This is a genomic window from Neisseria weaveri (genome assembly GCF_900638685.1).
Taxonomy (GTDB): Bacteria; Pseudomonadota; Gammaproteobacteria; order Burkholderiales; family Neisseriaceae; genus Neisseria; species Neisseria weaveri.
In genome coordinates, this window is record NZ_LR134533.1 from 1211614 (window position 1) to 1234786 (window position 23173).

Below are 23173 nucleotides of genomic sequence, written 5' to 3' on the forward strand. Positions count from 1 at the left end.
CTGCGGAAAATCAGAAAGGCCGTCTGAAATTTTCAGACGGCCTTTTTATATTGCGCGGTACGGCGTTTCGGATAAACCGTTAAACGCCCTGTTTCAGGCTGGCTTCGATAAAGCCGTCCAAATCGCCGTCCATCACGGCTTTGATGTTGCCGACTTCGTAAGAAGTGCGCAAATCTTTGATGCGTGATTGGTCGAACACATACGAGCGGATTTGGTGGCCCCAACCCACATCGGATTTGCTGTCTTCGAGCGATTGTTTTTCTTCGTTGCGTTTGCGCATTTCCAATTCAAACAGCTTCGCTTTCAGCATGTTCATCGCTTCGTCGCGGTTGCGGTGCTGCGAACGGTCGTTTTGGCATTGCACCACGATGCCGGTGGGGTTGTGGGTAATCCGCACGGCCGAATCGGTTTTGTTGATGTGCTGGCCGCCCGCACCGGAGGCGCGGTAGGTGTCGATACGCAGGTCGGCGGGGTTGATTTCCACTTCAAAGCTGTCGTCCACTTCGGGGTAAACGAATACCGAGCAGAACGAGGTGTGGCGTTTGTTGTTGGAATCGAACGGCGAATAGCGAACCAAACGGTGGATGCCGGTTTCGGTGCGTAACAGGCCGTAGGCGTATTCGCCTTCGAGCTTGATGGTGGCGCGGTTGATGCCGGCGATGTCGCCTTCGTCTTCTTCCAGCACTTCGACTTTGAAGCCTTTGCGCTCGGCGTAACGCAGATACATGCGGTAGAGCATGCCCGCCCAGTCTTCCGCTTCGGTACCGCCCGCGCCGGCGGTGATGTCGATAAAGCAGTTGTTCACGTCGGCCGGCTGGTTAAACATACGTTTAAACTCCAGCTCGCCCATTTGTTTTTCGAGGTTGGCGATGTCTGCCTGTACGGCGGCAAAGCCTTCTTCGTCGTTTTCTTCCACCACCATTTCCAGCAGCTCGCGGTTGTCGTCGATGCCGGCGGCGATGTTGTCGAGCGTGAGCACGATGCCTTCGAGCACTTTGCGCTCTTTGCCGATTTCTTGGGCTTTTTTAGGGTCGTTCCACAAATCTGGGTCTTCGGAAAGGCCGACGACTTCTTCCAAACGGTCTTTTTTGCCGTCGTAGTCTAGATACACGCGGATTTCGCGGCTGCGGCTTTCCAAATCGGTGAGGGTATTGTTTAACTGATTGATTACTTCGGCTTCCATAATCTTCTTTTCATTAAAAATTTAGGCGCGTATTGTACTGTATCCGCTGATTTTTTGCCATGTTGAAGGCCGTCTGAAAATTTTCAGACGGCCTTCAAAACCAAGGTTTTCATTGGCAGAACCAAATACGGCAACGGGGCGGTTTACTTTTCTATTCCAATGCTTTCAAACGGTAAAGCAGATCCAAGGCCTCGCGCGGCGAGAGTTCGTCGGGGTTGACGGCTTTGAGTGCTTCTAATGCGGGATTAGGCGCGGATGCCGGTTCGGTTTCGTTTTCCTCCCATGCCGTATCTTCGTTTTCAGACGGCATCATATTGAAAATATCCATCTGCGGGCGGTTGGCGGCGGCTTGGGCTTCGAGTTCGTTCAAATGCTTGTGGGCGGACTTCAACGCGCGGGCGGGCAGGCCGGCGAGTTTGGCAACGGCGATACCGTAGCTTTTGCTGGCGGGGCCGGGTTCGATGTGGTGCAGGAACACGATGTCCTGCCCTTCTTCGAGTGCCGACAAGTGCATATTGACGGCGGTGGCATGGGCTTCGGGCAGGCGGGTCAGCTCGAAATAATGGGTGGCAAACAGGCTGAACGATTTGTTTTTCTGAATCAGATGCTCGGCGATGGCTTGCGCGAGGGCGAGGCCGTCGAAGGTGGAGGTGCCGCGGCCGACTTCGTCCATCAACACCAGCGATTGTTCGGTGGCGTGGTGCAGAATGTAGGCGGTTTCGCTCATTTCCACCATGAAGGTCGAGCGGTTGCCGGCCAAATCGTCGGACGCGCCAATGCGGGTGAAAATCCGGTCGATAGGGCCGATTTTGGCTGCGTCGGCAGGCACGAACGCGCCGGTGTGCGCCAGCAGCACAATCAAGGCCACTTGGCGCATATAGGTGGACTTACCGCCCATATTGGGGCCGGTGAGCAGCATCAGGCGGTGTTTGTGGTCGAGGGCGGTGTGGTTGGCGGTGAAGTGGCGCACTTGCTGTTCGACGACGGGATGGCGGCCGTTGTCGATTTCGATTAAGGGGTAATCGGCAAACTCGGGGCAAACGTAACCGCGCTCTTCGCTGTGCTTGGCGAAGGTGGACAGCACGTCCAGCGAGGCGGCGGCTTTAGCGGCTTTTTGAAGCTGCGGTAAGGCCGTCTGAAGTTCTTTGAGCAGGGTTTCGTAAAGCTGTTTTTCCAACGCCAGCGCCTGCTCTTGCGCGGTTAATACTTTGTCTTCAAAGGTTTTGAGTTCGGGCGTGATGAAACGCTCGGCGTTTTTCAGCGTTTGGCGGCGTTGGTAATCGGCCGGTGCTTGTTCGGCCTGCACTTTGGAAAGCTCGATATAAAAACCGTGCACGCGGTTGAACTCTACTTTTAAGGTAGATAAGCCGGTGCGCTCGCGTTCGCGGGCTTCGAGGGCGAGCAAAAATTCGTCGCCGTGGTTTTGGATATGGCGCAGTTCGTCCAATCCGGCGTGGAAACCTTCGTTAATCACGCCGCCGTCGCGCAGCCAAACCGAGGGTTCGGGCAGAATCGCGGCTTGCAGTTTTTCGGCAATCGGCAGGGTTTCGGGGAACACGTTTTGCAGGGTTTGCAGCAAACTGCTGCCGCCGGCGGGCAGTTCGGTTTCGGCCAAAACAAACAGGCTGTCGCGCAATGCGGCCAAATCGCGCGGGCGGGCGTTACCCACGGCGATGCGGGCGGCGATGCGTTCGATGTCGGCAATGTTTTTCAGACGGCCTTGCAGGTCTGCATAATGGTTTTGCAATTCCAACACCGCCTGCTGCCGCGCCTGAATATGGGTGCGGTTGCGCAACGGATGGTGCAGCCACAAAGCCAGCAGGCGGCTGCCCATGTGGGTGGCGCAGTCGTCGAGCACGGAAAACAGCGTCGGCGATTTTTTGCCGGTAAGCGTTTGGGTGATTTCCAGATTGCGACGGGTGGCGGCATCCATGCCGATATATTGGTTTTCGGTTTCGAGAGAAAGGCCGTCGAGATGCTGCGGCAAATGGTTTTGGGTGAGGCGGATATAGTTGAGCAGCGCGCCGGCGGCACCGATGGCGGCGGCATGGTCATCCAAATTCAAGCCGAAACCGAGCAAATCTTGGCAGCCGAAATAATCGGTGAGCAGCTTGGCGGCGGTATCGGCGGCAAACTGCCAATGGTTCAGCCGCGTGATATTGGCCGCCTGAAGCGGCGGTGCGTTTTTGCCGTCGGGCAGCAGAATTTCGGCGGCCTGCAAGCGTGCAAGCTCGTCGGGCAGTTTGTCGGCGGTGGTGAGTTTGACCTTGAATTCACCGCTTTGCAGCGATGCCCACGCCAAACCGATGTGCTTTTTGTCGGCACACACCGCCACGATGCGGTTGGTTTCTTTGTCTTCGAGAAACGCGCTGTCGGTGAGCGTGCCGGGGGTAACGATGCGCACCACTTTGCGCTCCACCGGCCCTTTGCCCGCGCCCACTTCGCCGGTTTGCTCGCAAATCGCCACGCTTTTGCCCATTTTCACCAGCCGCGCCAAATACTGCTCGGCGGCATGAAACGGCACGCCCGCCATCTTGATCGGCTCGCCGTTCATCTGCCCGCGCGTGGTCAGCGTGATGTCGAGCAGCTTGGCCGCCTCCACCGCGTCGTCGAGAAACAGCTCGTAAAAGTCGCCCATGCGGTAAAACACCAGCTTGTCGGTGTGGTGCGCTTTGATGTCGAGATATTGCTGCATCATCGGGGAAACGGCAGGTTTGGTCATTTCAGACGGCCTTGTGGTGTGAATCTTGAAGAGGCGTATTGTATCGCAAATAGACTTAAATTTTTGCTGCGGCGTTGGTGCGGGCGTGTTTGGTGAAGACAGGCTGTGTCTGCCCGTATCGTCCGAGAATGCACCATGGCGTTTTGCAAGCGGTTTCGGCAACAGAAGCGTAAACCCATGCCGGTATCGCCAAACCCTGCCGCATCTTTCCGAACATCAGGAAAGGGCTTTTATAAAAAAGGCCGTCTGAAATTCAGACGGCCTTTGTTGTGCGGCAGTATTGATCAGGCAAAAGGCAGCAGTTGTTCGTTGATTTCGGCACGGGATAAATTGTTGGCGTAATTGCTCAAGGTGGCCAAAGCAACGCCGAGTACGACTTCCAAAGCCTGCTGCTCGCTGTATCCGGCATCGAAGAATGCCTGCAGTTCGGCGTCGTCGACATTGCCTTTTTTGGCGATAACGGCTTGGGTAAACAGAGCCAGACGGTTTAATTTGGGGTCGGACAATGTTCGGGTGTTGCGCAAGGCTTCGATGGTTGCAGGGTCGAGCAGTTTCTTTTTGGTGCTCAAGGCGGTATGGCCGGCTTTGCAGAAACCGCATTCGTTCAGTACGGCAGCGGTAATCTGTACGACTTCGCGCTCGCCTGCGCTCAGGCTGGTGCCGGCGTTGAGTGCGCCGACTTCCTGATACATGGCCAAGGCGGCGGGGGCGTTGGCCAATACGCCGATTAAGTTGGGCAGAAAGCCGTTGTTTTTCAATGCGGTTTCTACGCGCGCTTTGGCGGCTTCGGGTGCGGATTCGACGCTGTGTACGGTCAAACGGGCCATGATGTTCCTTTGCTTTTATCGGATTGAAAAATTTATCTTAACAAGGCCGTCTGAAAGATTGAAATAACCATAAGTAATAAGATATCGGAAAAATGTTATATTTATATCGGATAAAACCGAACCGGTTTGGGAATATGGATTTCTGTTTCACCCGACTATTAACGATAAGGAGTCTGCTATGAATAAACAGTATTTCACCGCTTTGTGTGCCGCCGCTTTGATGAGTGCCGCCGCTTTGGCTTCGCCGCACCATCACAGCAAACTGTATACCTTGGAAGAACTGACCGTCCCCGTTGCAGCCGAAGGGGTGTCGGTTGACGATGATGTGGCCGCGCCGGTGGTGGCGTTGATGCCGTTTATCATCAAGAAGGAGCAGGAATTGAAGCTGACGCCGCAACAGATTGACGCCCTAACCGAATACCGCAAAGCCAATGCGCCAATCCGAATGGCTTTATTGAAAAATATCAGGACGTTGCGCGGCAATCTGCGCCGGGCGGTTTTGGAAAATGCACCGCAAAGCGAGCGTGATGCGTTGATGGATAAAATCGCACAAGCCGAGCTGATGCATATGCAGTCGAGAAACCGCTGCGCCGACATGGTCCGCAAAACGCTGACGCCGGCCCGGTTTGCGCAGTTGAAAGCCATGTATTTGCAGGATTTGAAAGACTGATACTTGCTGTATGGCGTTGAAAAAAACCGAGCCGTTTTCAAGCGGTTCGGTTTTTGTTTTCAGACGGCCTGTTGCGGCATATCGGATAGGCCGTCTGAATATTTGCGCTTGGTTTTATAAGCCCAATTCCCAAGCGTCGTTGTGTTTGCCCGAATAGCCGTTGCCGCGGTGTTCGTAGTGGGCGAAGATGTGTTCGATGATTTCGTCTTCATCGTCGATCAGTCGGATTAAGTCCATGTCTTCCGGAGAAATCAACCGATTGCCTAATAATTGTTCTTTGATCCATTCGAGCAACCCCTGCCAAAATGCCGTGCCGACCAGAATAATCGGTCGTTTCGGCGTTTTACCGGTTTGCACCAGCGTCAGGCTTTCAAACAGTTCGTCCAGAGTACCGAAGCCGCCGGGCATGACCACATAAGCCACCGCGTGTTTGACAAACATCACTTTGCGCGGAAAAAAATGCTGGAATTTAACCGACAAATCCTGATAAGGATTGGCTTTTTGTTCGTGCGGCAACACGATATTCAGGCCGACGGCAGGGCTTTTGCCGGCAAACGCGCCCTTGTTGGCCGCTTCCATAATGCCGGGGCCGCCGCCGGAAATCACCGAAAAGCCGGCATCGGAAAGTTTGCGCGACAGGCTTTCGGTAAACAGATATTCCGGATGGTCGGTCGGCGTGCGCGCGCTGCCGTAAATACTCACGGCAGGTTGGATGGCGCGGAGGTCTTCTCCGGCTTCGACAAATTCGGAGATGATTTTCAGCACATGATAGGATTCTTTGGCTTGGATTTCCTGACGCTGTTTATCGGTGAGCGCGGGAGTGGGCAGCTTGGTGTTTAAGGTCATAAGTAGGAACGTGTTGAAAATGGAAAAAGGTATTCTAACCCATCTGAGGCCGTCTGAAATCCGCTTCGAAACGGCAGGCGGAACGGAAAATCCGGCATCGGCAGTTTTTCAGACGGCCTGTGTTTGTCGAGGCCGTCTGAAAAATATGCCTGTCTGAACCGAAATTCAGACAGGCATGGGTTTTCGCATGAATTAAATTTCAGCTTATCGTTTGCGGCCGAAAATCAGCGACAACACGGCCAAAATCAAGAAGCCGACAAACAGGATTTTCGCAATGCTGGCCGCGCTGCCGGCAATGCCGCCGAAGCCGAATACACCGGCAATAATCGCGATAACGAAAAAGATAATAGAGTAGCGTAACATAGTTTTCTTTCCTTTTTTTCTTAATAAAATATAGATGTGTTTATGATGGCGGCAATAACTATCAAATTGGAATTTATTTAATAAACAGCGCCATACCGCTTACGTTAACATACTGCCTCTTATGCACCAATTACATAAATTAATAAATACAGCGGTTGTGTATATATTTTTACGGAGAATCAAATATTTGGATATGTTTTTGTAAATATTGTTTAAATCGGATTTTTAATTTTAGGATGAAAAGCTGATTTTTTTGATAAGCGTTTGTTTTTTAGCTGCTACGCAATTATATTGCTATAAAAATAATTAACAAATTGCTGTTTTTAGTAAAGAATTTATCAATTTTATATTTTAACAAACTGATTTAAATCATATTTATTTATATTTTTTGTTAAATTTAAAAAGATTTCCTTGAAAAAATGCGTGGTTTCCTTATCTGTTTGTTACGCACAATGCGTTATTTAAAAATCATTATTTTAATCACAAGAGATTTAATCACAAGAGAGAGGAATCCAAATGAACTGGGATCAAATCGAAGGTAAATGGGAACAATTTGTCGGCAAAGCCAAAGAAAAATGGGGCGAATTGACCGACGACGATTGGAAAGTTGCCGAAGGCAAACGCGACCAATTGGCTGGTAAAATCCAAGAGCGCTACGGCTACACCAAAGAGCAAGCCGAAAAAGAATTGGACGATTGGTTGAACGACAACTAATCCCTGCCTGATATTCAGCAAACCCAACCCGCTTTATGCGGGTTTTTGCGTTTTTATTCAGACGGCCTGATTAATTTTCCGCTTCGGGTAATTTATTGCCCCATATCCCTTATAATTCCACCATCTATCTATATTTTCAGACAGGCATCATCATGACCCAGCACACCCTTCTTCTTGTTGACGGCTCTTCCTACCTCTACCGTGCTTTTCACGCTATGGCACCGCTTACCGCGCCCGACGGCACGCCCACCGGCGCACTTTACGGCGTACTCAACATGCTGCGCCGCCTGCGTGCCGATTATGTGCACGACTATTGCGCGGTGGTATTCGATGCCAAGGGCGAAAACTTCCGCCACAAAATGTATCCCGACTACAAAGCCACGCGCCCGCCGATGCCCGGCGAGCTGCGACCGCAAGCCGAAATGCTGCCCGAGCTGGTGCGGCTGATGGGTTGGCCGGTGCTGATTGTGCCGGATGTGGAAGCCGACGACGTAATCGGCACGTTGGCCAAGCAAGGCGAGGCAGCAGGCTGGAACGTGGTGATTTCCACCGGCGATAAGGACATGGCGCAGCTGGTGTCGGAGCACGTTACCCTTGTCAACACCATGAGCAACGAAAAGCTCGATATCGAAGGCGTGAAAAACAAATTCGGCGTTTGCCCCGACCAAATCATTGATTATCTCACCTTAATTGGCGACAAGGTGGACAACGTACCCGGCGTGGACAAATGCGGCCCCAAAACCGCCGTGAAATGGCTGGACCAATACGGTACGCTGCAAAACGTGATGGACAATGCGTCTGAAATCAAAGGCAAAGTCGGCGAAAACCTGCAAGCCGCGCTGCCGCAACTGCCCCTGTCTTACCAACTCGTTACCATCAAAACCGATGTGGATTTGCACGGCGATCTTTCAGACGGCCTCGAAAGCCTGCGCCGCACCACGCCGAAATGGTCGCAACTGGCGGTGGAATTCAAACGCCTCAACTTCCGCACTTGGCTGAAAGAAGCCGAAGAGCGCATGCACGAAGGCAACGGCGATTTGTTCGGCGCGGCGCATATCGGCGAACAGGCTGCGCTTGCTGCCGAGAGGCCGTCTGAAAAGGAAATCGGCATCGCCCAAGCCCCTGAAATGCTGGATTATCAAGCCGTTACCAACGAAGCCCAGCTTACCGCCCTGCTGAGCAAATTGTCGCAAGCCGACACCATCGGCATCGACACCGAAACCACCAGCCTCAACCCGATGGAAGCACAGCTCGTCGGCATCAGCATCGCTTTCAAAGCAGGCGAAGCCGTGTATATCCCGCTCGGCCACACGCCCACCGCCGCGCCCGAACAGCTTGATTTGCAAGACGTATTAGGCCGTCTGAAACCCCATTTGGAGAATGCCTGTCTGAAAAAAATCGGCCAAAACCTCAAATACGACCAACACATTTTCGCCAACTACGGCATTGCCCTGAACGGCATTGCCGGCGATGCCATGCTCGCTTCCTACATTATCGAAAGCCACTTGGGGCACGGCCTCGACGAACTTTCCCAACGCTGGCTCGGCCTGCCCACCATCACCTACGAATCCCTGTGCGGCAAAGGTGCCAAGCAGATTTCGTTTGCCGATGTCGGCCTCGAACAAGCCACCGAATACGCCGCCCAAGATGCCGATTTCGCCCTGCGTATCGAAGGCCATCTGAAAGCACAAATGGACGAAAAACAGCTGGAAATGTATCAAAACATGGAGCTGCCCGTGGCCCAAGTGCTGTTTGAAATGGAGCGCAACGGCGTACTCATCGACAAAAACGAACTCGCCCAACAAAGCCACGAACTCGGCACCCAACTGCTGGCGCTCGAACAGCAGGCTTACGAAGCCGCAGGCCAGCCCTTTAACCTCAACTCGCCCAAACAACTGCAAGAAATCCTGTTCGACAAAATGGGCATTCCCACCAAAGGGCTGAAAAAAACCGCGTCCGGCGGCATTTCCACCAACGAAGCCGTGCTCGAACAACTCGCGCCCGACTACCCGCTGCCCAAAATCATTTTACAAAACCGCGGCCTAGCCAAACTCAAGTCCACCTATACCGACAAACTGCCCGAAATGATCAACCCGCACACCGGCCGCGTGCACACCACCTACGCCCAAGCCGTCGCCATCACCGGGCGGCTGGCCAGCAACAACCCCAACCTGCAAAACATCCCCATCCGCACCGAAGAAGGCCGCCGCGTGCGCCGCGCCTTTACCGCCCCCGCAGGCAGCGTGATTGTGTCCGCCGACTATTCCCAAATCGAACTGCGCATCATGGCGCATTTGAGCGGCGACAAAACCCTGATCGAAGCCTTTAAAAACGGCGAAGACATCCACCGCCGCACCGCCGCCGAAGTGTTCGGCGTCGCCCAAGAGAGCGTGAGCAGCGAACAGCGCCGCTACGCCAAAACCATCAACTTCGGCCTCATCTACGGCATGGGCCAATACGGCCTCGCCAAATCGCTGGGCATCGACAACCTTTCCGCCAAAAACTTCATCGACCGCTACTTCGCCCGCTACCCCGGCGTGGCCGACTACATGCATCGCACCAAAGAACAAGCCGCCGCCCAAGGCTACGTAGAAACCCTGTTCGGCCGCCGCCTCTACCTGCCCGACATCCACAACAAAAACGCCAACGCCCGCGCCGGAGCCGAACGCGCCGCCATCAACGCCCCCATGCAAGGCACCGCCTCCGACCTCATCAAACGCGCCATGATCGCCGTCCGCAACTGGCTCGTTTCAGACGGCCTCCAAAGCAAACTCATTATGCAAGTGCACGACGAACTGGTGCTGGAAGTGCCCGAATCGGAACTGGAATTAGTGAAAGCAAAACTGCCCGAGATTATGGCAGGCGTAGCAAATGGTATGCTGGGCGTGCCGCTGGTGGCCGAAGTGGGCGTGGGTGAGAATTGGGAAGAAGCGCATTGATTTGCCGTAGATACAAGGTCGGATTCTTGTATCCGACTTTTTGAGGGAGGCTGAAATGGTTTGTCGGATTTAAGAATCCGACCTACTTTTGCAGAAGAGTGTTATCAGAAGAGAAATGAAATGGAAGAATCTAATAAACCGGAAAACAAATTGCTTGATAGGTGGGTAGCGAACTTAAAACAAAAAATTTCGCATTTATATAAGCATTTACGCACCAGTAAAGACAATAGAGGACGGTTGATTTTTGAAGTTGCTTTATTAGAAGTACTCATTGTTTACTGGATTGTCCAGAAAGTTGATTTCCCGCCTACCCAAGGCCCTTGGAAGGAACTTTTAGGTAGTAATGGAATTTGGACATTTATCGTTCTGCTGATTTCTGCACCCATTGCTTTTTTGGTTTGGAAATTCCGCGATGAAAATACCGTTTACCAACTGGAAAACCAAAGAAAAGATGTCAACCTGAAAGAATTTCAGAAAATTGCCGAATGGGTCAGCGGCTTGCATTTGGTAGAGGATAAAATTGTCGAAAAGACTAAAAAGATAGAAAAACCAGCAGAGAATAATCCATCAGGGCAATGGGGAAATCAAGAGGAAGCAACGGATACAACTCTTGAAACCGAAACCAGTCGTGAATACGGTCAAGCAGGTCAATCTCGGCATATTCCGAGCCATAGCCGCCAAGACGGTGCAGTTAGTTTACAGATAGCGGCAATCAATATGCTGAAGCCGTTTTATTGCGGCGAGCATGGAGACGGCTTCCGTAAACCCGCACTCAACCTGCTGACTTCTGCATGGTTGGCTTTGTTTAAACAGGTGGAAGACGGTAAGGGAAATAATCAGAAGCCAGATCCTGAAAAGCTGAAAAACAGCCCTTTAGCCATTGCACTGACCGAAGTGTTGTTAGCAGATGGCGGTATACATCTGCGCCGTTATCCCGAAGTATTTCCCAATCTCTATTTACCCTATTTGAATTTGCATTTGTCTGGATTGGATAAGGAAGTGTTGAAGTTGCTTTCGGAAGATTTGAATTGCAGCAGAATCAATTTGAAATACGCTTATTTAAAAATGGCCGAGTTGAATGGGGCTAAGTTGAGCGGAGCTAAGCTGAATGGAACTAAGTTGAACGGAGCTAAGTTTAACGAAGCTAAGTTGACTGGAGCTGACTTGACTGGAGCTGACTTGAACGGGGCTAAGTTGAATGGGGCTGATTTGATCTCGGCTAACTTGAACGGTGCTAACTTGAACAAAGCTAAGTTGAACAATGCTACGTTGAATAACGCTAAGTTGAACAACGCTACGTTGAATAAAGCTAAGTTGAACAATGCTAAGTTGAACAATGCTAAGTTGAAGGGGGCTGCGTTGAAAGGGGCTGATTTGACTGGAGCTGAGTTGAAAAACGAAGCTGACTTGAACGGTGCTGATTTGAAAGGGGCTAAGTTGGCCGGTGCTAAGTTGGACGCTACTAAGTTGAACGGTACTAAGTTGGACGGGGCTAATTTTTATTTAGCCCAATTATTCAACATAAGAACTAACCATCATACCTCTTGGCGAGGAGCTCTATTCGATACAGACAATATTCAAGAAATTTGTACGTATCTTGACGATGAAAGCCTGAAATGGATTATTCAAGTACCCAAATTAGCAGCAGTCCCCAAGGCTAGAAGGACACTCTTCAAATTTGAAAGAAATGGATATCAGTATGTACATCAAATACCTAGATCATTAACTGTTGAAAAATTACAAGAGCTTAATCCTCAATGGATTATTTCACTTAAAGAGTGAAACTCTGCTTTCATTAAGTAAAGCAAGCCGTAACCTACATGTAGCAACACAGTTGCTACTAATGTATTGATCAAGCCTCGAGAAGCAAAAAGGCCGTCTGAAAATAAACCGCCCTTTAAACTTTGGGCAATTCATTTTCAGACGGCCTTACCATATCTCAATGATTTAAAACGCTATGGCCGATATCCGTTACAAACAGGCGAGACCTTTGCAAAACCCTACGCCAACAAACAGCCGGAACATTCTTCATCATGTTCCGGCTGTTTTTGCGTAAAAAGTAGACAAGCTACCCTTAAAGTCCCCTTAAAGTGCCTCATTATGAGGCACTGCCTGCCTGTTCAGGCAGCAACAGACACACCTATCCTGTTGGCCGCCTTCAACAGGTTCACACACATCGCCTTCAGGTGGCTTTGCGCCCTCACTTTGCCCAACCCAAAATAGGCTGCCCGGCCATAGCGGAATTTGCGGTGCAACGTACCAAAGCTTTGTTCCACCACATAGCGCACTTTCGCCAGCCGGCCGTTGCGGATTTTCTGCTCTTGACTTAACGGGCAGCCACGGTGTGCTTTTTGCATGATGCCGTCCCGCAGCTGACGTTCTATCAGATGTTGTCGGTTTTCCTGGCTGTCGTAGCCTTTATCGGCATAAACCGTCGTGTCTTGGGCTAAGTCTTCCAACAAAGGCAGCAGGTGTTTGCACTCATGAGCATTGGCCGGGGTGATGTGCAGTTTCTCGATATAGCCGTCCGCATCGGTGCGGGTGTGTTGTTTGTAGCCCAGATGGAAGCGGCTGTCTTTTTTGATCCACCTGGCATCCGGGTCTTTGCTGGGGGTGGTTTCGCCACAGACAAAGCCTTCGTCATCCACTTCTATGGCCTGACGCTGTTTGCCGCCGGCCGTCTGAATAATGGTGGCGTCAACGATGGCGGCGGATGCTTTCTCTACTTTTAAGCCCTTGTCAGTCAGTTGGCGGTTAATCAGATCCAGTAGTTCGGCCAAGGTGTTGTCTTGCGCCAGCCAGTTGCGGAAACGGCAGAGGGTGCTGTGGTCGGGAATGCAAAAGTCGTCAAAGCGGCAGAAGAGTTGGAAATCGATGCGGGTGATGAGGCTGTATTCGAGTTCGGGGTCGGAAAGGCTGTGCCATTGGCCGAGTAAAACGGCTTTGAACATGGACAGCAGGGGATAAGCTGGACGGCCGCGGTGGTCTCGAAGGTAACGGGTTCTTTGATGGTTGAGGTAATGCTCGATCGGTTGCCAATCAATCACCTGCTCCAGCTTCAGTAGAGGAAAGCGGTCGATGTGTTTGGCAATCATGGCTTGTGCGGTTTGCTGAAAGAAGGTGCTCATGAAAAATCCCCTAAATGTCTTGGGAGGGAATTTAGGGGATTGTGGGGAATTTTGCAAAGGTCTCGGCCTTTTTTGTTATTGGATAAATCAAGAAAGCTTTATGCGGAAAAAACAAGCGGTGGGCTTGCTATGGATTGCATAAATAAATATGTAGGAAAAAAAAGATTGGTATTTGGGTTTCAGTTTCAATAGACGAAAAAAATACCGCTTGAAGCGGTAGATTTATCTTTGTGGTTGCGGGGGCAGGATTCGAACCTACGACCTTCGGGTTATGAGCCCGACGAGCTACCATGCTGCTCCACCCCGCGTCAGAAGATGTGACTATACAGGCCGTCTGAAATCGTGTCAAGCGGTTTTGCAAAAATAATCGTATATATTTTTCATAGGCAAGATAATTATTCGGTATTTTATATTTTAAAAGCGCATCGGAATCGGCCCAAAGCCGGCTTGTATGCCGGTGTACACATTTTTTCAGACGGCCTTCTGTTATAATTACCGCCTTTGTTTTATTTGAGTTTTTACACACGCCATGCAGCAGCCCGACTTTACCCAAACGCTCTCCCGCGACCGCCATTTCCTGCAAAACGCCTTCAAAAACCCCAAACGCTTCGGCGGCATCGAAGCCGTGCAGAAAAAATACCAAAAATCGCACGACACGTTTTTAAAACGCCAAGCCGCGCTGCCCAAGCCGCAGTATGACGGCACGCTGCCGGTGCACGAGCGTTTGGACGACATCAAAACCGCCATTAAAAACAACCAAGTAACCATTATTTGCGGCGAAACCGGTTCGGGCAAAACCACCCAGCTTCCGAAAATCTGCTTGGAGCTCGGGCGCGGTGCGGCGGGCTTGATCGGACACACGCAGCCGCGGCGGTTGGCGGCGCGTTCGGTGGCGGAACGGATTGCCGAAGAATTGGGTAGCAACATCGGCCAAACCGTCGGCTACAAAGTGCGTTTCAACGACAACACCTCGCGCGATGCCTATGTGAAGCTGATGACCGACGGCATTCTGCTCGCCGAAACGCAAACCGACCGCTTCCTCACCGTCTACGACACGATTATTATCGACGAAGCGCACGAACGCAGCCTCAACATCGACTTTCTGCTCGGCTACCTGAAACAGCTTCTGCCGCGCCGCCCCGATTTGAAAGTCATCATCACCTCGGCCACCATTGATGCCGAGCGCTTTTCCAAACATTTCAACAACGCGCCGGTGCTGGAAGTGAGCGGTCGCACCTTCCCCGTCGACATTCTCTACCGCCCGCTGCATTCGCAAGACGAAGACGAAGCGGAAATCGAGTTGACCGACGCGATTGTCGATGCCGCCGACGAACTGGCGCGGCTGGGCGACGGCGATATTCTCGTCTTCCTGCCCGGCGAGCGCGAAATCCGCGAGGCCGCCGAAGCCCTGCGCAAATCGCCGCTGCGCCGTGATGACGAAATCCTGCCGCTGTTTGCCCGTTTGTCGAACGCCGAACAGCACAAAATTTTCCACCCGAGCGGCAGCAAACGGCGCATCGTGCTGGCGACCAACGTGGCCGAAACCTCGCTCACCGTGCCGGGCATCAAATATGTGATCGATACCGGCTTGGCACGGGTTAAACGCTATTCAGCGCGCGCCAAAGTGGAGCAGCTTCATGTAGAAAAAATCTCCCAAGCCGCCGCGCGTCAACGCTCCGGCCGCTGCGGCCGCGTATCCGCCGGCATAGCCGTGCGCCTGTACAGCGAAGAAGATTTCAACGAGCGCCCCGCCTTTACCGACCCCGAAATCATCCGCAGCAATCTGGCCGCAGTCATCCTGCGCATGGCCGCGTTGAAACTGGGCGATGTGGCGGAGTTTCCTTTCCTCGAAGCACCCGACCAGCGTTATATTAATGACGGGTTTCAGGTGTTGTTGGAATTGGGGGCGGTGGAGGAAGTGCCATCGGAAAACAGATAAGCAGTTTGAAAAAGCCGTCTGAAAAAATGAATTTCAGACGGCATAATTTATGATTTAGAGTCTGTTCAGTAATCCAAAATCTTTCTGCTGTTGCTCATTCGTGTCGTTATCAGGAAACAAGGTTGAAGCAAGATATGATTCTACTAATTTCACGATATATTTGACTTCATCTATTTTGGTTGTCATAAATCCGATCGGCAAAGTAACAGGATAGCCATTTAATTTGGCGTGATAACACACCGCTGTAAATTCATCTTCTAAAAACAAAATTTCGGTATTGCCATTCAAAAAACCTTCGCAAAATCCATACAGATTTTTTTCTGAAAGACCTTTAAGCTGGCGTTCCCATTCTTGTTTTTCACGATTATTACGTCCAGCAGGCAATGGCAAATACAAGCGAAAATCTAATTTATTTTTGGATTCATCCACTAACTTTTGGATTTTATCGTGGATTTTTCGCTGTTTTCCCCAATAAATATCGCTTGGTGCAAGCCAATAGCATTTTTTAGATTGTTTTTTATCTAACTTATTCAAAATCTGATTGATTTGCTTAAACATTGGCTCTTGATGATAAATCTGCCCCAAAAAATATAAACCATTTTTTTGTTCGTATTTTTGGTAATTTTCTAAAAACTCGGCAAAATCTAAACGTCCGCCAAACAGCATTCTTAACGTATCGTCATCGTCAAGCTCATTCATGCTTTTTCGTAATTCTTGTAAATTATCGCCGCGTTGAAATTGCTCGATTTTTGCTGTAATCGCTTGTTGAATATTATCCTGATGAATAATGGTCGGTACATCATGCCGTTCTTTCGCTTTGCCAGTTTCAGGCAGCAATTCAAATTGTTGCGTGAAACGAAAATAGAATGGCTCACCTTTGGTTTCAATCGTATCTACTTTATAGAGAGCAATATCTTTGTCATTTAAACTAATAATTTCATCTTCCATTAATTGACGAAAACGGCTTTGAAACACTTTTTGAGCAATGTCTTTTTGTTCAGACAGCACTTGAGCATCGATTTCTAATTCAATCGCTTGTTGCCAAGTTGTGTCGCAATCGGCTTTTTTCAGAAAATTATTATCTAATAACTCCATGCGGTATTCGCTGCCAAACTCTTTTAGTGTGGGAATTTGCGGTGAATCACCACTAAATAAACGCACTCCTTCGGCAGATAAAGCAATCAAGCCATCATCTTGCCAAGTAATCCATTTATTTTGTTCCAAATCCGCCAATGCCACTTCGGTTTCATGCTGGCTGAAACCGAAATATTGGGCGATTTGTGCAGGTTTGCAGGGGGTTAATTTCAATAATCGCAGCAAATATTCACGAATAAACGCCACACCTTTGTTGCTCATATAGGAGAAAACAATTCGTAAACGCGGCGCTTTGATCACAAAATCAATTTGATTGTAAGGTATTGATTGTTCAGTCATTTCTTTATTCCTTTGTTGGCAAGTGATTTGAATTGGTATTGCCCTGATTTGGCGTTTTTCTTAATGTAATTTAATACTTTGCTTAATGGCGTTTTGGCGTTTTTCGGATGTTCCCACACAGCCGCCGCTCCAACAATAATCAATTTATCCATCGCACGCGATAAGGCAACATTAATACGATTTGGCAAATACAAAAAGCCTGTGCTGCATTCTTTATCATGGCGAGAAAGCGACAAAATAATCACGCGATTTTCTTTACCTTGATAGCTATCCACACTGTCAATTTTGACCAAATCACGGAAATTGCTGTCCCATGTTTTTTGATTAAACATACTGCGAATGAGTTTTTTCTGTTCAGCGTACATACAAATCACACCAATGGCTTGCTCGTTTTTCGCCAAACATTTTTGGACGATTTCGCTTTCCATAAAGGTTTCATCGTTGGCCATATCATTTAACAAACCAATAATAGTATCGGCTTCTGCACGATTGGAAAAACTACTTTTATTGGCTTGATGATAGGAGTTAGGCAATTTGCTTGTGTCTAACCACGTTACGTTATTTTGGAAATATTCAGGCAGCCTGAAATAAATATTCGGCACATTTTCATCGGTTTTGCCATTTTCTAGAACGCCATCATAAAAACAAGCTGACACCAAGCTACCGATTGCAGGTGCCATACGGTATTGCGTTTTCAACGTGGCGCAAGTTTGTTTGCCGTATTTGGATTGGAATACTCGTTCAAAATCGCTGCCTAATGCTTGGTCTAATTCTTCGCCACGCACAGAAATGCCCAAACGGCGTGCCAACGCATTTTTATGTTCAGTAGAGTACAAAGGTGGTAATTGTTTGTGGTCGCCCACTAGCAAAATTCGCTTGCCTGATTGCATGGCGATTGCCAACTCACTAGAAATAGAACGAGCCGCTTCATCTACAATCACCCAATCATACAAATTCTCCGCAATACCAATGTGTGGCTGGCCAATCCCCACACACGTCCCCACAACCAACTGACGCGAACGCGCTAAAAATTCATCGTAATTGGTACGGTCGTTGGATAAGGCTTCCAGCATATTTCGCGTTAAACCAATCAATTTGCCTGCCTGAATACTTTCGGCGGGCTGAACATTGTGCTTGACATCTAATTCCTGAACCAATTTCGGCAAAATATCTTGAATAGCCAACATATTATCCACAATATTCAATGCTTTTGCCTGTTCACGAATCGCGCGTTCAATATCTTTACGCATGGCTTTTTCATCTTCATCAGCCGTTTCATCTGATGATGAATTATTGACAATTTTTTCATATCGGCGAATTTGTTTACCAATGCCAAATTGAATTTCAGCACGTTCCAGTAAATAACTTTCAGGCAGCCCCATTGCTCGCCCCATTTGGCGAATATTGTTAATTTTATTCACTTCTAATTGTCGGCGTTTTTGTCCAACCAAGTTAAACGAAAACACATCTTCCAACGTTTCAGAATCCGCCACTTCGCGGTTACTGAATCGCACAATATCCAACGACGTACCTAAACGCTGACAGTGTTTGCGAATACGCTCGGCAGCCGTATTGACCGCTTCATGTGATTGACTAACTAACAGAATATTATTTACTTTTTGCTTTTCAAATAAATAATGCACAAATGCAGCGATAAATTCTGTTTTACCCGTCCCGGGCGGACCTTGCAGCAACGACAACGGACCATGCGAAATCAAACGTTGAAAGGCTTGGCGTTGTGCATCATTCAAACTAATGGTCTTATTGTTATCATCTTGGCGGTCGTATAAGGCAAAATCTTCATCGCTTACAATGATTTTGTAATCGTGTGCGGGCTGTTCACAATCTTCATCAAAATATTGCACCAAATTTTTAATCACACTTTCATTATCCAAAATGCGTTGTAAGGCATTTTTACGGCGTTTGAACGATGCTTTGTTTTGCACACTTTGCAGATAAATGGGCGTGCCTTCCGTGATACGATTAGCGGCATTGCCCAATTTTTTAGATTTCAAATGCAATTCTTTTAAGTTGCTTTTGGCAATATCTACCGTGCCGTATTTAAATTCTTTGTCGGTTTTATCATCACGTCCAATCGCTTCAACAGTTTCATCTTTTTTAAATTGTTCGGTTGGGTCAATTTCGCCTTCGTAGGGAATATAAATTTCGTCATTTTCCGTTTTTTGCAAATCATCACTAGCGGAAATAGACGGTAAGGATTCTGTTTCCGTATTTAAAATGGCTTGCCATAAATCATGGATTCTTGGACGTTCTGAAATAATTTTAGGCTCTGTTGCCGTTTCTGAAATGGTTTGGCCATCAATAACTTTTATTGGCAAAATTTCATTTTCAGGCTGCCTGAAAATATGTTTGGCAATAAACTGCCCAATCAAATGGTTAAAAGATTCATGGTTGGCTAAATACTGATTTAATTCATTTAAATTGCTGCTTCTTCCAGAAACAATTTTTAAGCTAATGGGTAAACTTAATTCACTATTTTCTTTATCATTTCGACTAACGTAATTACGAGATATAGGAGCGATGCCATGCGTTAATTTTTTCTCATTGATTGAATAAAATAATTTGGCAATACCGCCCAAACCAATCAATTTAATCAACACATCGTCTTTTTTGCTTTTCTCAAATTGCACAAACAATTCGCCATTTTCAGGATAAATCGCGACATCATCAAACGAATCACGTCCGCCAATGTCAATCTCAATCATCGGCACACTTGGTTTCGGCGTTAAGGCAGTCTGAAAACGTGCAAGCGAAATAAAACCCGATTTTTTATCGCTGTTTTCCAATTGCACCACTTCGGCAATATCGGCAAACTTTTCAGACGGCATATTCCACGCCACACCCAACAATTCACACGCCATTTTCATCACGGCAAAATTGTCGCGTTGTTTTTCCGTTGCATTATCAAAAACTGGGGAATACTCCGTATTAAATAAAGTTTCGCCATTAGCGACAAAATCTAAAATATCCAATAAATATAATTGGCTATTTTCTTCATGAATGGCAATAAAAACATTTTCAGGTTTTAAATCTCCATGCGTAAAACCCAAACTGTGTAGATGTTCAATTGCATGCAATAATTGATTGATTAAAAATAATTTATGATTTTCGGTTAAGTTGTCCAATCGGGCGATTTCAGACCATGTTTGCCCATCAATAAATTCACTTACGGCAAACAAACTGCTTGATTTTCTAGCAATACCGAAATTATGAATTTTAGGCAAATAATCAGGGGAGATTTGTGTCAGTTTTGCCATATTTTCCAGCCAAACCAAAGCCACACGCGCAGCGTTGCTGTCTTGTTTCGGATCAGTTCCCAGCCATGCCTTAACTAGCATACCATTAGAGCGATAAACTTCTTTTTCGCTAGTTTCTACAATAAAATTATCATCTTCTCGATAAGCACGAGAATGGCTAATCTCTTGATAAAACTGTTCTAATTTGCCAAAATCAAACGCAAAATCCAATGATTGTTCAGGTTTCGCCTGATTAAACGCATCTAAAAACGTACCTGCATTTTTAAAAGGCGTATTTGACAATGCCGTACGCAAAATAGCTGCATACCACGTTGTTTCATTTGGCAAAGTTTTTGCCATTTTTTCCAAGCTGGCAGGGGAAATACGTTCTGCATTCATCAAATGCCACGCCAAAACCGCCAAAGAACGCACATCGTATTGATATGGCGTAGGTTTAATGTCGTCCGAGAATGGAAAAATGATTTTCGCCAAATCGCCCGATACTTCCAAAAGTTGACGAATATCGCCCACTGTTTGCTCGGACGAAAAATAAGCAGTCGCAAAACCCGACAAACTGATTTTATCGTCAGCCGACAACCAAATACTATGTTCGCCCAAATCACGGTGTGCAATGCCGATTTTGTGCAATTTGGTGAATTTATCCAATAAAATCTGCACCAAACCCAAACGCCGTTCTTCATTCAAGTTTTGGATACTGTGTCCGCCGACAAACTGATTAAACCGTTTTTGCTGCGGATACAATTCAAATAAGTCGATATGTTCAGCCGTAATTTTGCCCTTTTGCGGCATATTTTTGTAATTCAGACAGGCATTATACAAATCTGGATTATACGATTTGATGTGCTGCAAAACATCGTATTCACGACTAACCAAGCGGTAACGCCCGTCAGGCGTTTGTGCTTGCGGATTATCAATTCGGGTAAAATCCCAACGGCGAAGCAAAGCAATGTCTTGCTGCTTTTTATTTTCTGATTTGGCGAAAAATTCGCGGTAAATTCCTTTCGGATGTTGGAAATCGGGTTGGTCAAAGATTGATTCGGCAGAGTATCCGCCGTAACTAATGGTTCTAGGCTTGACTTTGTCCGTGCCAAAAATTTTATTATCAAAAATAGCAAAATCTTGATTTAAAGTCCTACTATTTGGGTGCGGACGAAATCGTTTATTAAACTGATGTTCATCTTTTAATGCCAAAAAATCTTTTAAACTCAATACATGTAGTTTTTCACTTTCGGGTAATTGACTCAAATCCGCATTACCTGTCATCACCACTAAAAATTCAACGTGTGGACGGTAGCCTTTATTCGTAAATTGATGTTTAAATTTTTCTAATTTTTTCTCTAGCAAAAATTTCTTATCCCGGGTTACTGAAACAGGAGAACGCCCACGGTCTTGATTGCCTAAAAACCATTTATCGTTTTGCGATGTAATTACCCCATTATTCCAATCTTTCAATTCCACAATCAAAACATTGCAATGCGTAACAATAACTAAATCAAACTCGCCTTCCTTTGAACCATCAACAAAACGAAAGCCCGAATAGCCCTGCCAAGGGAACATGGATTGCAAGCTTTTCAAGGCTTCAAATCCTTTTCCCTTAACTTTATTGTTGCTTGAAGCGGCCTGAAAGGCCTGCTTCATCTTTGCAATCGCTTCAACTTCATGAGCGATTAAGCCGCCCCCCCAATCTTGTACTTTCATAAGTTACCTCATAGTAAATATCAGTATATTTTATCAAATTAGTGCTGTACCACACCCATACAACGGCACATTCACCAACCAATCCTGTTCCCGATAATCCGCCATAGAAAACCGCACCGCCCGCTCGGGCTGAAACCGTTCCACATACACTTTCAAACTTTTGGCTTTCAAATTTTCTTCCGCTTTCACTTCAATAGGAATGACCGACTGCCCGCGTTGCAGCACAAAATCCACCTCCGCCGTGCCGCGTTCGGCTGCCCAATAAAACACGGGGTTTTCCTGCGTGGCAACCAGTTGTTGCAAGACATATTGCTCGGTTAATGCGCCTTTAAATTCAGTGAAAATACGGCTGCCTTCCAGCAAAACGCCGGCATCCAAATGGCTTTGTGCGGCGAGCAGGCCGACGTCCAAGCCATACAGCTTAAAAGCGTTGTCTTGATATACCGAAAGCGGCAGATATGGTTTTTTGATGCGAGGCACGCAATGCACCAAACCGCTGTCTTTGAGCCATTGCAGGGCAATTTCATAATCTTTGCTTCGTGCGCCTTTTTGTAGTTGCGAGTAGATAAATTTTTTGTTTTCTTTAGCAAGCTGCTCGGGAACAGACGACCAAATCGACCGCACTTTTTGCACGGTTTGCCCGTCTTTGATGTGTTTGGAAAAATCCTGTTCATACGCCAACAGCAAATTGCGCTGCACTTGGCGAACTGCATCGAAATTTTGTGTATCGATAAACGTCTGCACCGCTTCAGGCATGCCTCCGACAAAATAATATTGGCGCAGCAGGTCGATGTAGGCCGTTTTCATAGCGGCAATCAACGCCCAATCCTGCGTTTCCAGCAGTTGCCTCAAATCCTGTTTACCCAGCGCGGTGAGAAATTCCTGAAAATCCATCGGATAAATCGGCAGAAAATCCACCTTGCCCACAGGAAACGAAACTTGATGATGCAGCGACACGCCCAGCAGCGAGCCTGCCGCCACAATATAAAACTGCGGCGCGTTTTCGTAAAAATATTTGAGTGATGACAAGGCTTGCGGTACTTCTTGAATTTCGTCAAAAATCAATAGGGTATTTTCTGCCTGAATATCTACGCCGCTTTCAATTTTTAAGCCGAGTATCAGGCGGTTGATGTCGTAATCGCCTGCAAACAGCGTCTTCATGCGCGGGTTGTTGTCAAAATTGATGTAGGCAGTTTTGGCGAAATGCTGCTCACCAAAGTGCTTCATCGCCCACGTTTTGCCCACCTGTCTTGCCCCTTGAATAATCAATGGTTTGCGCTTAGGTTGGTTTTTCCATTTTTCTAGAGATTGGATAATATTGCGTTGCATGGGAAAGATCTCACAAAAGTTTGCTTGTTATTTTAGTTGGATTTTACATTTTTTCAAACGAAAAAATGTAATTTATATTCATTTTTTCAAATGAAAGTGAGTT

The 23173-nt window shown here is 47.9% G+C and carries 16 protein-coding genes and 1 tRNA gene; 7 read left to right on the forward strand and 10 right to left on the reverse strand.

Annotated features, from left to right (window positions below):
• Nucleotides 1-79: 79 nt before the first annotated feature.
• From prfB to EL309_RS05940, 3 genes are all read right to left on the reverse strand, one after another.
• Nucleotides 80-1183, reverse strand: coding sequence for a peptide chain release factor 2 (gene prfB, locus EL309_RS05930; RefSeq protein ID WP_004284533.1), 1104 nt, complete (start codon nucleotides 1181-1183; stop codon nucleotides 80-82).
• A gap of 151 nt (nucleotides 1184-1334) precedes the next feature.
• Nucleotides 1335-3905 carry a DNA mismatch repair protein MutS gene (gene mutS, locus EL309_RS05935; RefSeq protein ID WP_004284534.1) on the reverse strand — a complete coding sequence of 857 codons (2571 nt, stop codon included), beginning with the start codon at nucleotides 3903-3905 and terminating at the stop codon, nucleotides 1335-1337.
• A 284-nt stretch (nucleotides 3906-4189) separates the two neighbouring features.
• Nucleotides 4190-4732 carry a carboxymuconolactone decarboxylase family protein gene (locus EL309_RS05940; RefSeq protein WP_004284536.1) on the reverse strand — a complete coding sequence of 181 codons (543 nt, stop codon included), beginning with the start codon at nucleotides 4730-4732 and terminating at the stop codon, nucleotides 4190-4192.
• A gap of 178 nt (nucleotides 4733-4910) precedes the next feature.
• Here EL309_RS05940 and EL309_RS05945 point away from each other — a divergent pair, with 178 nt between their 5' ends.
• Nucleotides 4911-5402: a hypothetical protein gene (locus EL309_RS05945; protein ID WP_004284537.1), complete on the forward strand. Its 492-nt coding sequence runs from the start codon at nucleotides 4911-4913 to the stop codon at nucleotides 5400-5402.
• A gap of 114 nt (nucleotides 5403-5516) precedes the next feature.
• Here the strand turns inward: EL309_RS05945 and EL309_RS05950 are convergent, their stop codons facing one another.
• Nucleotides 5517-6248, reverse strand: coding sequence for an LOG family protein (locus EL309_RS05950; RefSeq protein ID WP_004284539.1), 732 nt, complete (start codon nucleotides 6246-6248; stop codon nucleotides 5517-5519).
• 19 nt (nucleotides 6249-6267) lie between these two features.
• Between EL309_RS05950 and EL309_RS10690 the strand changes: the two genes are divergently transcribed.
• On the forward strand, nucleotides 6268-6405 hold the full coding sequence (locus EL309_RS10690; protein ID WP_164717520.1) for a hypothetical protein: 138 nt from the start codon (nucleotides 6268-6270) through the stop codon (nucleotides 6403-6405).
• Between the two features lie 47 nt (nucleotides 6406-6452).
• Here the strand turns inward: EL309_RS10690 and EL309_RS05955 are convergent, their stop codons facing one another.
• Nucleotides 6453-6611 (reverse strand): DUF1328 domain-containing protein, encoded by a 159-nt coding sequence (locus tag EL309_RS05955; protein ID WP_004284541.1) that lies wholly within the window; start codon nucleotides 6609-6611, stop codon nucleotides 6453-6455.
• A 516-nt stretch (nucleotides 6612-7127) separates the two neighbouring features.
• Here EL309_RS05955 and EL309_RS05960 point away from each other — a divergent pair.
• From EL309_RS05960 to EL309_RS05970, 3 genes are all read left to right on the forward strand, one after another.
• Nucleotides 7128-7325 carry a CsbD family protein gene (locus EL309_RS05960; protein WP_004284542.1) on the forward strand — a complete coding sequence of 66 codons (198 nt, stop codon included), beginning with the start codon at nucleotides 7128-7130 and terminating at the stop codon, nucleotides 7323-7325.
• Nucleotides 7326-7477: 152 nt separating this feature from the next.
• Nucleotides 7478-10264, forward strand: coding sequence for a DNA polymerase I (gene polA / locus EL309_RS05965; RefSeq protein ID WP_081463203.1), 2787 nt, complete (start codon nucleotides 7478-7480; stop codon nucleotides 10262-10264).
• Nucleotides 10265-10384: 120 nt separating this feature from the next.
• Nucleotides 10385-12046 carry a pentapeptide repeat-containing protein gene (locus EL309_RS05970; protein ID WP_050793680.1) on the forward strand — a complete coding sequence of 554 codons (1662 nt, stop codon included), beginning with the start codon at nucleotides 10385-10387 and terminating at the stop codon, nucleotides 12044-12046.
• Nucleotides 12047-12384: 338 nt separating this feature from the next.
• Here the strand turns inward: EL309_RS05970 and EL309_RS05975 are convergent, their stop codons facing one another.
• Nucleotides 12385-13392, reverse strand: a complete 1008-nt coding sequence (locus tag EL309_RS05975; RefSeq protein WP_126382090.1) for an IS5 family transposase — start codon at nucleotides 13390-13392, stop codon at nucleotides 12385-12387.
• Here EL309_RS05975 and EL309_RS10695 point away from each other — a divergent pair.
• Nucleotides 13391-13534 carry a hypothetical protein gene (locus EL309_RS10695; RefSeq protein ID WP_164717529.1) on the forward strand — a complete coding sequence of 48 codons (144 nt, stop codon included), beginning with the start codon at nucleotides 13391-13393 and terminating at the stop codon, nucleotides 13532-13534. The two genes, EL309_RS05975 and EL309_RS10695, sit on opposite strands and share 2 nt — an antisense overlap.
• A gap of 89 nt (nucleotides 13535-13623) precedes the next feature.
• On the opposite strand, the gene EL309_RS05985 is transcribed toward EL309_RS10695, so the two are convergent.
• Nucleotides 13624-13700, reverse strand: a tRNA-Met gene (locus tag EL309_RS05985).
• Nucleotides 13701-13921: 221 nt separating this feature from the next.
• Here EL309_RS05985 and hrpA point away from each other — a divergent pair.
• Complete coding sequence (gene hrpA / locus EL309_RS05990; RefSeq protein WP_004285210.1) at nucleotides 13922-15331, forward strand: ATP-dependent RNA helicase HrpA; 1410 nt, start codon at nucleotides 13922-13924, stop codon at nucleotides 15329-15331.
• Nucleotides 15332-15385: 54 nt separating this feature from the next.
• Here the strand turns inward: hrpA and EL309_RS05995 are convergent, their stop codons facing one another.
• The 3 genes from EL309_RS05995 to EL309_RS06005 are packed head-to-tail and all read right to left on the reverse strand — an operon-like array spanning nucleotide 15386 to nucleotide 23070.
• Entirely contained in the window at nucleotides 15386-16765 is a 1380-nt protein-coding gene (locus tag EL309_RS05995; RefSeq protein WP_004285209.1) for a hypothetical protein, read from the reverse strand.
• Nucleotides 16762-21741 carry an AAA domain-containing protein gene (locus EL309_RS06000; protein WP_004285208.1) on the reverse strand — a complete coding sequence of 1660 codons (4980 nt, stop codon included), beginning with the start codon at nucleotides 21739-21741 and terminating at the stop codon, nucleotides 16762-16764. Before EL309_RS06000 ends, EL309_RS05995 begins: the two co-directional genes overlap by 4 nt.
• Before the next feature lie 33 nt (nucleotides 21742-21774).
• Complete coding sequence (locus EL309_RS06005) at nucleotides 21775-23070, reverse strand: ATP-binding protein (protein WP_004285207.1); 1296 nt, start codon at nucleotides 23068-23070, stop codon at nucleotides 21775-21777.
• Nucleotides 23071-23173: the final 103 nt, after the last annotated feature.